This is a genomic window from Pseudoxanthomonas wuyuanensis (assembly GCF_900215535.1).
Taxonomy (GTDB): Bacteria; Pseudomonadota; Gammaproteobacteria; order Xanthomonadales; family Xanthomonadaceae; genus Pseudoxanthomonas_A; species Pseudoxanthomonas_A wuyuanensis.
This window is the reverse complement of record NZ_OCND01000014.1, coordinates 22239-35465: the sequence shown is the minus strand read 5'-3', so window position 1 is coordinate 35465 and position 13227 is coordinate 22239. Positions and strand designations below refer to the sequence as shown.

Sequence of the window (13227 nt, the reverse complement as noted above, 5' to 3'; positions counted from 1 at the left end):
TTCAGGGCCGCAGATTGTTCGAGTTCGCGACTCACGTCGCTCCCACAGGCAAACTGCTGACTGCTCTCAGTATTTCTTTTTCTGCCGCCTGGCCGGCGCGCCGCGCGGCGGCAGCTCCGGGGTTTCCTTTTCCTCGGCCAGGCGGAAATCGATCTTGCGCTCTTCCAGGCTGGCCTTCAGCACGATGATGCGGACCCGGTCGCCCAGGCGGAATTCCCGGTGGCGGCGTTCGCCCGACAGCGTCTTGCGGATCGGATCGAAGTGGTAATAGTCGTGCGGCAGCTGGGTCACATGGATCAGGCCGTTGACCTTGGACTGGTCCAGTTCCACGAACAGGCCGAAGCTGGTCACGCCGCTGATGACGCCATCGAACTGGCCGCCGACGTGCTGTTCCATCCACGCGGCACGGTAACGCTCGTCGACTTCGCGTTCGGCCTCGTCGGCGCGGCGCGCCCGCTCGGAGCATTGCAGCGCCAGCACCGCCATCTCACGCGCCGAATACAGGAACTTGTCCGGCTTGCCTTTGGCCAGCGCATGCTTGATCGCCCGGTGCACCAGCAGGTCGGGGTAGCGCCGGATCGGCGAGGTGAAATGCGCGTAGGCCGCCAGCGCCAGGCCGAAATGGCCGGCGTTGTCCGGCGTGTACACCGCCAGGCTCTGGCTGCGCAGCACCACCGATTCCAGCAGCGCCACGTCCGGGCGCTCGCGGATCTTCTTCAGCAACTGGGTGAAATCGCGCGGCTGCACCTTGGCCCAGGCCGGCATGCTCAGCTTGAACTCCTTCAGGAACTCCAGCAGGTCGGCGTACTTGGATTCCGGCGGGCGGTCGTGCACGCGGTACGGCGCGGGAATCTGCGCGCCAAGCAGATACCTGGCCGCTTCGACGTTGGCCGCAATCATGCATTCCTCGATCAGCTTGTGCGCGTCGTTGCGCGGCAGCATGCCGGCCTGGGTGACTTCGCCGCGGTTGTCCAGCACGAAGCGCACTTCCGAAGTCTCGAACTCGATCGCACCGCGCTTGGTCCTGGCCTTGGCCAACAGCTGGTAGAGATCGTACAGGCGCTGGATCTGCGGCAGTTGCTTGCCCACCGCCGCCTTGGCCTCGGCATCGTCCTCGCCTACCGCCTGCCAGACCTGCTCGTAGGTCAGCCGCGCGTGCGAGCGCATCACCGCTTCGTAGAAACGAGACTGGACGACTTCGCCTTCGTTGTTGACCTGCATGTCGCAGACGAAGCACATGCGATCCACATTGGGATTCAGCGAACAGATGCCGTTGGACAGCGTCTCAGGCAGCATCGGCACGACGAAGCCGGGGAAATATACCGAGGTCGCGCGCTTCTGCGCTTCCTCGTCCAGCGGCGTGCCCGGCTTGACGTAGTGGGAAACGTCGGCGATGGCCACCACCAGCCGGTAGCCCTGGCGGTTCTTGACCCGGAAACCCTGGCGATTGCTTTCGCAATACACCGCATCGTCGAAATCCTTGGCATCGGCGCCATCGATGGTCACCAGCGGCATGTCGCGCAGGTCGACCCGGCCCCCGATCATCTTTTCCTCCACCACCAGCGGCACTGCGGCGGCCTGGTCCAGCGCTTCCTGCGGGAACTCGTGCGGCAGGTCGTGGCCGTGGATGGCCGCCTCGACCACCAGCGACGGCGTCAGCTTGTCGCCCAGCACCGCGATGACGCGGCCGATGGGCGGGCGCCGCGTGTCCGGCGCCATGGTCAGTTCGCAGACCACCAGTTGGCCGTCGCGCGCGCCGCCGGTGGCGTCCGGCGGAATCTGCACGTTGCGCTGCACGCGCTTGTCGTCCGGCACCAGGTAGGCGATGCCGGCCTCCATGCTGAAGCGGCCAATCAGGCGGTTGAGGCCGCGCTCGAGCACGCGCGCGATGCTGCCTTCGCGACGGCCGCGGCGGTCGACGCCGGTGACATTGGCCAGCGCGCGGTCGCCGTGCATGACCTTGCGCATTTCGTAGGGCGGCAGGAACAGGTCGTCGCCGCCGGCATCCGGGCGCAGGAAACCGAACCCGTCCGGATTGGCGATCACCACGCCGGCGATCAGATCGGTGTGCTGCACCGGCGCAAAGCCGCCGCGGCGGTTCTGCACCAACTGGCCGTCGCGCACCATAGCGCCCAGCCGTTTGCCCAATGCGTCAAAACGGTCGGGGGCGGTCAGGCCCAACTGCGCCGCGATGTCTTCGGCAATCTGCGGACCTTCGGCGGCCTCCAACAAGGCCAGAATCGATTCGCGGCTGGCGATGGGTTCGGCGTAGCGTTCCGCTTCGCGCTTGGCGTACGGGTCGGTGAATCCGCTGCCGCCGCGCGGGTGAGTTGGTCGGGCCGGGCCGGCAGATCCAGCGGGACGCTTGCTCCGGACCTGTTTGGCGGCCTGCTTGCTGGCCTGCTTGGTCGCCGGTTTGCCGGCCGGCAGATCCGGCATCCACGGAGGCAGTGCGGATTTGCCGGCCTTGGCCGGTTTAGCGGTCGCTGCGGGCTTGCCGGCGCGGGAGCCGGCAGCCGGCGGGGACTTCTTGCCTGCACCGGATTTGCCGGTGCCCTTGGTCGTTCTTCTGGTCATCCGGTCATGGTACACCCGGGTTAGAGCGAGTTATGGCCTTTGCTGCGTTGTGCGCCTTGGCCCGGCCACCCCGCCTGACCGGCGGCGCGCGCCGCGACAGCGGCCTTCGCACTCACCCCAAAGACCAAACGCGCTCTAAACAATGCCGCGCGCAAAGGCGTTGACAATCGTTCGCGCAGCTTTCAAAATGCGCGCCTCACCTGCCCAGGTGGCGGAATTGGTAGACGCACTAGCTTCAGGTGCTAGCGGGGGCAACTTCGTGGAGGTTCGAGTCCTCTTCTGGGCACCACATACGCAGATTCCATCTGCACGAATCCGGCCGGTAGCGCGGATTCGCAAACAAGACCCTCGCGCAAGCGGGGGTTTTGCTTTTCCGGCCTGCCGATAAATTCCCTCCCGCGGCGGCGGCGTGGAAAGGCGTATGCGCCGCCGCTTTCCGCGCCGGCGCCAATGCCGGATTGGCCTGCCGGCGACGAACCGTCGGCAGCGCCCGCCGCCGGTTAGAATTCCCTTCTGCGCCATCGAACGATTATCCGCAATGACCGAAACCATCCGCTCCACCTTCCACGGCTTCGAACAGATTCCGCTGCGCGAGTACGCCGAACGCGCGTACCTGGACTATTCGATGTACGTGGTGCTGGACCGCGCGCTGCCGTTCATCGGCGACGGGCTCAAGCCGGTGCAGCGCCGCATCGTCTATTCGATGAGCGAACTGGGGCTCAACGCCAGCGCCAAGCCGAAGAAATCCGCACGCACCGTCGGCGATGTGATCGGCAAGTTCCACCCGCATGGCGATTCGGCCTGCTATGAAGCGCTGGTGCTGATGGCGCAGCCGTTCTCCTACCGCTATCCGCTGATCGAGGGCCAGGGCAACTTCGGCTCGCCGGACGATCCCAAGTCGTTCGCGGCCATGCGCTATACCGAATCCAAGCTGACCCCGATCGCCGAGGTGCTGCTGGGCGAGCTGGGCCAGGGCACCGCGGACTGGACGCCCAACTTCGACGGCACGCTGGAAGAACCCACCTGGCTGCCGGCGCGGCTGCCGCACCTGCTGCTCAACGGCACCACCGGGATTGCGGTCGGCATGGCCACCGACGTGCCGCCGCACAACCTCAACGAGATCGTCAGCGCCTGCATCCGCGTGCTTGACGATCCGGACGTCAGCGTCGCCGAGCTTTGCGAGCATGTGCGCGGTCCCGACTATCCTACCGCCGCCGAGATCATCACCCCGGCCGCCGACCTGCGCACGATGTACGAAACCGGCAACGGCAGCGTCCGCGCCCGCGCCACCTATTTCAAGGAAAACGGCAACATCGTCATCAACGCCCTGCCGTTCCAGGTTTCGCCGTCCAAGGTGATCGAACAGATCGCCGCGCAGATGCGGGCCAAGAAACTGCCGTGGCTGGAAGACATCCGCGACGAATCCGACCACCAGTACCCGGTGCGGGTGGTGCTGATCCCGCGCTCCAACCGGGTCGACACCGATCAGCTGATGGGGCACCTGTTCGCCACCACCGACCTGGAACGAAGCTACCGGGTCAACCTGAACATCATCGGTCTGGACGGAAAGCCGCAGGTCAAGAACCTGAAGGCGCTGCTGAGCGAATGGCTGGTGTTCCGCTCCGATACGGTGACCCGCCGCCTCAAGCACCGGCTGGACAAGGTCGAGCGGCGCCTGCATCTGTTGGAAGGCCTGCTGGTGGCATTCCTCAACCTGGATGAAGTGATCCGCATCATCCGCAGCGAGGACGAGCCCAAGCCGGCGCTGATTGCCCGCTTCAAGCTCAGCGAGGAACAGGCCGACTACATTCTCGACACCCGCCTGAAGCAGCTGGCGCGGCTGGAAGAAATGAAAATCCGCGGCGAGCAGGACGAGCTGGCCGCCGAGCGCGAGAAGCTGATGGCCACCCTGGATTCGAAGGCCAAGCTGAAGAAGCTGATCAAGGACGAACTGATGGCCGACGCCAAGAAGTTCGGCGATGCACGCATGTCGCCGCTGGTGCAGCGCGGCGCCGCCCAGGCGCTGGCCGAAACCGAACTGGTCGCCAGCGAACCGATGACGGTGGTGCTTTCGGAGAAGGGCTGGATCCGCGCGGCCAAGGGCCACGACGTGGACGCCGCCACGCTGTCCTATCGCGACGGCGACGGCCTGCTGGCCGCGGTGCGCAGCCGCAGCACCCAGCAGGTGGCATTCCTGGATTCGGAGGGGCGCAGCTATTCCACCGCGGTGCATACGCTGCCTTCGGCGCGCGGCAACGGCGAGCCGCTGACCGGACGTTTCTCGCCCGCTTCCGGCGCCTCGTTCCAGGCGCTGGCCAGCGGCGACAACGATGCGCGCTTCGTGCTGGCGTCTTCGCACGGCTACGGTTTTGTCACCCGCTTCGAAAACCTGACCAGCCGCCAGAAAGCCGGCAAGACGATGCTGAACCTGACCGCGGGCGCCAAGGTGCTGCAGCCGGCGGCGGTCGGCAATCCCGAAGCCGACCGCATCGTCGCGGTGACCAGCGCCGGCCATCTGCTGGCCTTCCCGGTCAGCGAACTGCCGGAACTGGACAAGGGCAAAGGCAACAAGATCATCGAAATCCCGAAAGCCAAGCTGGGCACCGAGCGCGTGGTCGCCACGGCCGCGGTGGCGCCGGGCGGCACGCTGCTGGTGAAGAGCGGGCAGCGCACGATGAGCCTGTCGTTCAAGGATCTGGATGCTTACGTGGGGGCCAGGGCGAGTCGGGGGGGATTGTTGCCGAGGGGGTGGCAGAAGGTGGATGGGTTGGATGTCCAATAGTTCGCCAACTGGACGCGCTGCGGCGCGTCCGTCGACCTCACAGGCAAACGCCATGGTGGCGCGTGGAACCTGACTTCTGGCAACAGCGCTGGCATGAGGGCCGCATCGGCTTCCACCGCGATGAGGTCATGCCGCTATTGACCCAATACTGGCCGGCGCTGGCGCCGCCGCCCGGCAGCCAGGTCTTCGTGCCGCTGGCCGGCAAGTCGCTGGATATGCTGTGGTTGGCCGCACAAGGCTACCGCGTGCTCGGGGTGGAGCTGTCGCCGCTGGCGGTTGAACAGTTCTTCGCCGAGAACCGCCTGCAGCCGGAAATCCATCGCTCGCCCTATGGCATACACCACCGTGCCGGTGCCATCGAGCTGATCTGCGGCGACGCGTTCGCGCTCGACGAAGCCGCGCTTGTCGATTGCGCGGCGGTCTACGACCGCGCTGCGCTGATCGCGCTGCCGCCGCCGCTGCGCCAACGTTATGCCGAACAGTTGTACGCACGGCTGCCGGCAGGTTGTCGCGGCCTGCTGATCACGCTGGAATATCCGCAGGCGGAGAAAAGCGGCCCGCCGTTTTCGGTCGACGAAACCGAAGTGCACGGCCTGTACGACGAACACTGGGAAGTGGAACGGCTGGAGCGCCGGGACATCCTTGCCAATGAACCCTCGTTCGTCGCCGAAGGCGTGACCGCCTTGTCCACCACGGTGTACCGGTTACAACGCCGCCAAAGCTGACGCCGTGTTGTAGAGCCGGAGCTTGCCCGGCTGAACCTGCGTCCGACGCCCAACGGCAGCCGAGCAAGCTCGGCACTACCGGAAGCAATCCATCAATCCGCCAGCTTTCCGCCGATCTTGGAAGCCTGGTAGTTCTCCATGCCGATGCGCTGGATCAATCCCAGTTGCTGTTCCAGCCAGTGCGCATGATCTTCTTCGGTGTCCTTGAGCTGGGCCAGCAGGATGTCGCGGCTGACGAAATCGCCGTGGCGTTCGCACAGGCCGATGCCCTTGGCCAGGTTGGCTCGGACTTCATACTCGACGTGCAGATCCCGCTGCAGCATCTCGGCCACGGTCAGGCCGGCGGTGAATGGCGTCGGGCTCATGTCCGGCTCGCCTTCCAGGAACAGGATGCGGCGCAGCAGCGCATCGGCATGTTCGGTCTCCTCCTGCATCTCGTGGTCGATGCGCTCGTACAGCGCGTGCAACCCAAGATCCTCGTAGCGCCGGGAATGGATGAAGTACTGATCGCGCGCGGCCAGTTCGCCGCGCAGCAGCTGCTTGAGGTAATCGACGACTTCGGGATGGCCTTTCACCCGTGGCACTCCTTGGGAAAGGCGCCATGGTGCCTGAACCACTCGCAGGATGTTCTAATCGGAATCAGTTTCAGTTGCGTCCGGAGGCGGCGTCCGGCGCCGGCTCCACGCGCAACGGAACCGTCAGGTCTTCATGGAATAATCCGGCGCTCCTGGAGCGCGTTATGCGCCTTGAGGCAAGTCTCAACGCGCATACCACGCTCCAACGACCCAACGCAGGGGAATGCAACATGCTGAAATGGCTCAAACGCGCCGGACTGATGGTACTGGCGCTGTCCGCAATTGCGCTGCTGGCGGCTATCTGGTTGCTGCGCGGCAGCCTGCCGGAGCTTGAAGGCGAGGCGGCGCTGGCCGGACTGGCGGCGCCGGCGACCATCCAGCGCGATGCGCTGGGCGTGGTCACCATCGATGCGGCCAGCCAGGCCGATGCGATGCGCGCGCTGGGCTACGTGCACGCACAGGAGCGCTATTTCGAGATGGACCTGATGCGGCGCACGGCCGCTGGCGAGCTGGCCGAGCTGTTCGGGCCTGTCGCCGTCGATATCGACAGGCAGCATCGCATGCACCGGATGCGCGCGCGGGTGATGGCGGACCTGGATGCGTTCGCCAACGGACAGCAGGCAATCCTGCAGGCCTATACCGACGGCGCCAACGCCGGATTGGCGGACCTGAAGGTGCGTCCCTGGCCCTATCTTCTGCTGCGGCAATCGCCGCGCCGCTGGGAACCGGCGGACTCGGCACTGGCCGGTTATGCGATGTATTTCGACCTGCAGGATGCCAGGAACAGCCGCGAACTGGCTTTGTGGAAAATCCGCCAGGCGGTGCCGCCCGCGCTGTACCGGCTGCTGGCCCACGATGGCAGCGCCTGGGATGCGCCGTTGTCGGGCCCGGCGCGCGGCGATGCGGCGCTGCCTACCGCCGATGAGCTGGATCTGCGCAAGCTCGCCAGCGTTGCGGCGGCTTCGGGGCTGCAGGAGGCCGATGTCCCCGGCAGCAACAATTTCGCCGTTGCCGGTGCGCTGACCGCCGATGGCCGCGCCATCGTTGCCGACGACATGCATCTGGGCCTGCGCGCGCCGAATGTCTGGTTCCGTGCCCGCCTGCGCTATCCGGATGCCGCCGCCCCCGGCGGCCGGGTCGATGTTTCCGGCTTCACCCTGCCCGGGCTGCCGGCGGTGATTGTCGGCAGCAACGGCCATGTGGCCTGGGGATTCACCAACAGCTACATCGACACGGCCGATTTCGCCTATCTGCCGGCCATCGGACCCGATGCCGGCGATGGCCATGCCGAGCATCCGGAAACCATCCAGGTTGCCGGTGCCGCGCCCGAGCGGATCACCGTGCAGGAATCCGCCTGGGGACCGATCCTGCAGCAGAACGAAGACGGCAGCGCGCTGGCGCTGCGCTGGACCGCGCACCTGCCGGGCGCAATCGGGCTGGCGTTTTCCGGGCTGGCCAGCGCCGGCAGCCTGGATGAAGCCCTGTCGGTCGCCGACCGCATCGGCATGCCGGCGCAGAACCTGGTCATCGGCGACAGTCAGGGGCGGATCGCCTGGCGCCTGATCGGCGGGCGTCCGGGACGCAGCAATGGCTGTCGTCCCGAAGAAATCGCCAATGCTCCGGTCGCTGCCGCCAGCGCCGGGCTGCCGCCGCCAAGCCCGCCGACCGATCAACGCCACGATCCGTGCGATCACTGGAATGCCAGCTTCGACCATGCTCCGGCTGTGATCGATCCCGCCGATGGCCGTGTCTGGACGGCCAACAGCCGTGTCGTGGACGATGCCGTGCTGGCCCGGGTCGGCGATGGCGGTTACGACCTGGGCGCACGCGCGCAGCAGATCCGCGATGGCCTGTTCGCTCGTGAGCGTTTCAGCGAAACCGACCTGCTGGCGGTGCAACTGGACGACCGCGCGCTGTTCCTCGAGCGTTGGTACCGGCTGCTGCGGCAGGTGGTGGAAAACAGCCAGGATCCGGCCTTGCAGCGCATCGAGGCGGCCAGCCGGACATGGGAAGGCCGCGCCGTCACCGCATCGGCCAGCTACCGGTTGGCGCGCGGCTTTCGCGGCCATGTGCTGGACGCGGCCTATGCCGGCCTGATCGCCCCGGCCAGGGCCGCGCTGGGCGAGGATTTCATCGAGCCCAAGCTGCCGCAGTTCGAAGGCGTGCTGTGGCCATTGGTCAGCGAACGTCCCGCGCATCTGCTTTCGCCGCAGTACGAGAGCTGGGAGGCGTTGCTGGTCGAGGCCGCGCAAAAACTGGAGGCGGAGCTGTCCGAACAGGGGCCTGAGCTTGGCGAGCGCAGCTGGGGCGAACGCAACACCGCGGCCATCTGCCATCCGCTGGCCGGCGCGGTTCCGCTGCTCGGCAAGCGCTGGCTGTGCATGCCGCCGGATCCGCTGCCCGGCGACAACAACATGCCGCGCGTGCAGGGACCGAAGTTCGGCGCCTCGCAACGGATGGTGGTGGCGCCGGGGCATGAAGCCGACGGCATCGCCCATATGCCCGGCGGCCAGAGCGGCCACCCGCTGTCGCCGTTCTGGGGCGCCGGCCATGACGACTGGGTGCAGGGCCGGCCGACGCCATTCCTGCCCGGCGAAGCCGTGCACTCCCTTACCCTGCGTCCGGCCACCGCTCAGCCCAGGTAATGTTCCGGCACCGGCAGCCCCTGCTGCCGGAAAAAGCTGAGCTGGTCGAAATAGCCGCGCTGGAAAACGATGCGACCATCGCGTACGCGGAAGAACCCGCAACCGCGAAGGCCGAGCGGATCGCGCCATTCCATCACGGCCCACTCGCCGTCCTCGAGGATCTGCTCGACCTCGCACACCATGGTGGCGCGCGCGAACTCGCGGCGGAACAGCGAAGCGATGGCCTCCCGGCCGTACAGCGGCTCGGTCACCACCTGGTGGTTGACGCAGTCCTCGGCATAGAGAGCCGCCAATCCTTCGACATCCGCCGCATTGAAGCGGCGGACCCATTCGCGCACTACCCCGGACGGCGACACCGTCACGTCCCCTGAAAGGCGGCGGCGTGCACGCCGGCGATCGCCCGGCCCGACGGATCGGCAGCCGCCGCGAAACTCGCGTCCCAGGCGATCGCCGCTGGCGACGAACAGGCGATCGACTTGCCGCCCGGCACCGTCTCGGCTGCGGCCGGGCCAGGGAAGCACTGCTCGAACAACGTGCGGTAGAAGTAGGCTTCCTTGCTCTGCGGCGGGTTGATCGGAAAGCGCTTGGCAGCCGCGGCAAGTTCGCGGTCGCTGACCTGCGCCTCGGCATGCGCCTTCAGCCCGTCGATCCAGCCGTAGCCGACGCCATCGCTGAACTGCTCCTTCTGCCGCCACAGGATGGAATCGGGCAGGTAGCCTTCGAACGCCTCGCGCAGCACCGCCTTCTCGATGCGCTTGCTGCCGTCGGCGCGCACGCCGGTCATCTTGTACTGCGCATCCATCTTCATCGCCACGTCCAGGAACTCGACGTCCAGGAACGGCACCCGCGGCTCCACACCCCAGGCCATCATCGACTTGTTGGCGCGCAGGCAGTCGTAGTTGTACAGCGCGTCCAGCTTACGCACCAGTTCCTCGTGGAACTCGCGCGCGTTCGGCGCTTTGTGGAAATACAGATAGCCGCCGAAGATTTCGTCGCTGCCCTCGCCCGACAGCACCATCTTCACTCCCATCGCCTTGATCCGGCGCGCCAGCAGGTACATCGGCGTGGACGCGCGGATGGTGGTGACGTCGTAGGTTTCGATATGGCGGATGACTTCCGGCAGCGCGTCCAGGCCTTCCTCGAAGGTGTACTCGAAGCCGTGATGCACGGTGCCCAGCGACTGCGCCGCCACTTCCGCCGCGGCCAGATCCGGCGAGCCCTTCAGGCCGATGGCGAACGAATGCAGGCGCGGCCACCAGGCCTCGGACTGGTCGTCCTCCTCGACCCGCTTGCGGGCAAAACGCGCCGCCACCGCCGCCACCAGCGACGAATCCAGCCCGCCGGACAACAGCACGCCGTACGGCACATCGGTCATCAGCTGGCGGTGCACGGCGCGTTCGAACGCCTCGCGCAGTTCCTGCTTCGACACCTCCACGCCCTGCACCGCATCGTAGTCGCGCCAGAATTTTTCGTAGTACTTCACCAGTTCGCCACTGGCGCTGTCGTAGTAATGGCCCGGTGGGAACTGCGCCACATCGGCGCAGGTATCGACCAGCGATTTCATTTCCGACGCCACCCGCAACCTGCCCTGCGCATCGTGCCCCCAGTAAAGCGGGCAGACGCCGATCGGATCCCGCGCTATCAGCGCCCTGCCCCTGGTCTGGTCCCACAACGCGAAGGCGAAGATGCCGTTGAGCCGGTTGAGGAACGATGCCGGTTCGTCCTCCAGGTACAGCGCATTGATCACCTCGCAGTCCGAACCGGTCTGGAATGCATACGGCTGCCGCAGTTCCTTCTTCAGTTCGCGATGGTTGTAGATCTCGCCGTTGACCGCCAGCGCCAGCCGGCCGTCGCCCGAACGCAGCGGTTGCGAACCGCCGGCCGGGTCGACGATGGCCAGCCGCTCATGCACCAGGATGGCGCCGTCATCCACGTAGACGCCGCTCCAGTCCGGGCCGCGGTGGCGCTGGCGCTGGGAAAGCTCGAGCGCCTGTCGTCGCAGGCCCTGCAGATCGTCGCCCGGCTGCAGGCCGAAGATGCCGAAGATGGAACACATGGGGAAAGCTCCTGGTGGATGGACGGTGGAAATCCGGGATGGCAGAAAACGAAAAACCCGCACCTTGCGATGCGGGTTTTTCTGGTAACTCGGCTGGTTGTATCTTGCCTAGTCGCAGACCCGCATCGGCCGCGCACGATTATTCGCACGCGCATCATTGCGGCGGTTCGAATTAATCAGGGCGTTGGCGGAAAGGCGAGGCATGGGTTGAAACTAACCGGTACACCGGGCCTCTGGCAAGTCTTTTTTTCGCCCGCGCGCATCGTGCTCCGCCGCCGGCCCCGGCCGAGAGAATGGCCGCCCGATGGTTGCTGGCGCAACCATCTTTCCAGTCCGACCTAGGCCGTAATCAGCAACCGCTGCAGCAGCGCCTGGTACAGGCCGGGCAGTGCGTCCAGTTCGGCCACATCGATATGCTCGTCGACCTTGTGGATGCTGGCGTTGACCGGCCCGATCTCGATGCACTGCGCGCCCAGCGGGGCGATGAAGCGGGCATCGGAGGTGCCGCCGGCGGTGCTTTCCTCCGGCTCGGCGCCGCAGAATTCGGCCAGCACGGCGCGTGCGGTGGCGCGCAGATGGCCCTCGGGCGTATAGAACGGTTCGCCGCCGCGGTGCCAGTGCAGGCTGTAGTCCAGGCCATGCCGCTGCAACAGCGCCTCGATCTCCTGTTCCAGGCCCTGCGCGGTCCAACTGGGATTGAAGCGCAGGTTGAACACCACCTGCATTTCGCCGGGAATCACGTTGCTGGCGCCGGTGCCGGACTGGATGTTGGAAATCTGCAGGCTGGTCGGCGGAAAGGTCTCGAAGCCTTCGTCCCACTGCCGCGCGACCAGTTCGTCCAATGCCGGCAAGGCCTTGTGGATCGGGTTGAGCGCCTTGTGCGGATACGCCACATGGCCCTGGATGCCGCGCACGCTGAGCGTGCCGGTCAATGTGCCGCGACGGCCGACCCGCAGCAGATCGCCGAGTTTCTCCTTCGAGGACGGCTCGCCGGTGATGCACCAGTCGATGCGCTGGCCGCGCTGGCGAAAGGCATCGGCGACCAGCTTGACGCCATCGAGCGCATCGCCTTCCTCGTCCGAGGTAACCAGCAGGGCGACCGTGCCCGGATGATCCGGATGCGCATCGACAAAGCGCTCCAGTGCGATGGTGCATGCGGCCACGCTGCACTTCATGTCGGCGGTGCCGCGCCCGTACAGCACGCCGTCGCGGACCGTCGGCACGAACGGATCGCTGCTCCAGGCCTCCAACGGCCCCGGCGGGACCACGTCGGTATGCCCCAGCAGCACCAGCACCGGCGCGCCCTGGCCATGGGTGGCCCACAGATTGTCGACCTCGCCGAAGCGCAGGTGCTCGCAATGGAAGCCCGCCTGTTGCAACCGGTGCGCCAGCAGTTGCTGGCAGCCGGCGTCGTCAGGCGTCACCGAATGCCGGCGGATCAGTTCGCTGGAAAGTTCGAGTACGTCGCTCACTGGCCCACTCCGAACAGTTTCTTGAAGCCATTGTCGCTGAAGCCCTGTGAAAATCCCTGTACATCGTCTTCATCGCGAATCACCACCGGCCGCCGGATCAATTGCGGGTATTCCTTCAGCAGCAGCTTCCACTCGGCGTCCGAACCCGGCGCCTTGCGGTTGTCCGGCAACTGCCGCCAGGTGGTGGACGACTTGTTGATCAACGCATCCCAGCCGCCGGCATGCTGCGCCCATTCCACCAGCGTCTCCGGCGACTGCCGGTTGTCGCGGTAGTCGACGAACGCGTAAGCGATGCCGAAGCGGTCCAGCCACTTGGTCGCCTTCTTGCAGGTGTCGCAGTTCTTCAGTCCGTAGATCGTGACCGTCATCGTGCTTCCTCTAGGAGCTAGGAACGA

9 protein-coding genes and 1 tRNA gene are annotated in these 13227 nt (G+C 66.2%); 4 read left to right on the top strand and 6 right to left on the bottom strand.

From position 1 onward, the window contains the following. Positions 1 to 66: 66 nt before the first annotated feature. Positions 67 to 2577 carry a ribonuclease R gene (gene rnr, locus CRO39_RS19235; protein ID WP_097123598.1) on the bottom strand — a complete coding sequence of 837 codons (2511 nt, stop codon included), beginning with the start codon at positions 2575 to 2577 and terminating at the stop codon, positions 67 to 69. Positions 2578 to 2779: 202 nt separating this feature from the next. Here rnr and CRO39_RS19230 point away from each other — a divergent pair. From CRO39_RS19230 to CRO39_RS19220, 3 genes are all read left to right on the top strand, one after another. Beyond that, positions 2780 to 2866, top strand: a tRNA-Leu gene (locus CRO39_RS19230). A gap of 249 nt (positions 2867 to 3115) precedes the next feature. After that, entirely contained in the window at positions 3116 to 5359 is a 2244-nt protein-coding gene (parC, locus tag CRO39_RS19225; protein WP_097123597.1) for a DNA topoisomerase IV subunit A, read from the top strand. Between the two features lie 62 nt (positions 5360 to 5421). Further along, positions 5422 to 6084: a thiopurine S-methyltransferase gene (locus CRO39_RS19220; RefSeq protein WP_097123596.1), complete on the top strand. Its 663-nt coding sequence runs from the start codon at positions 5422 to 5424 to the stop codon at positions 6082 to 6084. 92 nt (positions 6085 to 6176) lie between these two features. Here the strand turns inward: CRO39_RS19220 and bfr are convergent, their stop codons facing one another. Beyond that, a complete protein-coding gene (bfr, locus tag CRO39_RS19215; RefSeq protein ID WP_097123595.1) occupies positions 6177 to 6659 on the bottom strand; it encodes a bacterioferritin in 483 nt (160 codons plus the stop codon). A gap of 230 nt (positions 6660 to 6889) precedes the next feature. Between bfr and CRO39_RS19210 the strand changes: the two genes are divergently transcribed. Next, positions 6890 to 9304, top strand: a complete 2415-nt coding sequence (locus tag CRO39_RS19210; protein WP_097123594.1) for a penicillin acylase family protein — start codon at positions 6890 to 6892, stop codon at positions 9302 to 9304. On the opposite strand, the gene CRO39_RS19205 is transcribed toward CRO39_RS19210, so the two are convergent. The 4 genes from CRO39_RS19205 to CRO39_RS19190 form a co-directional block, all read right to left on the bottom strand. Continuing rightward, entirely contained in the window at positions 9292 to 9642 is a 351-nt protein-coding gene (locus CRO39_RS19205; protein ID WP_238394711.1) for a nuclear transport factor 2 family protein, read from the bottom strand. The genes CRO39_RS19210 and CRO39_RS19205 overlap by 13 nt on opposite strands. A gap of 20 nt (positions 9643 to 9662) precedes the next feature. Continuing rightward, positions 9663 to 11360 (bottom strand): asparagine synthase B, encoded by a 1698-nt coding sequence (gene asnB / locus CRO39_RS19200; RefSeq protein ID WP_097123592.1) that lies wholly within the window; start codon positions 11358 to 11360, stop codon positions 9663 to 9665. A gap of 338 nt (positions 11361 to 11698) precedes the next feature. Beyond that, the gene (dapE, locus tag CRO39_RS19195; protein WP_097123591.1) at positions 11699 to 12832 is read right to left on the bottom strand and encodes a succinyl-diaminopimelate desuccinylase; all 1134 of its coding nucleotides are present in this window, start codon (positions 12830 to 12832) and stop codon (positions 11699 to 11701) included. Further along, positions 12829 to 13200 (bottom strand): Spx/MgsR family RNA polymerase-binding regulatory protein, encoded by a 372-nt coding sequence (locus tag CRO39_RS19190; RefSeq protein ID WP_097123590.1) that lies wholly within the window; start codon positions 13198 to 13200, stop codon positions 12829 to 12831. Before CRO39_RS19190 ends, dapE begins: the two co-directional genes overlap by 4 nt. Positions 13201 to 13227 lie beyond the last annotated feature (27 nt).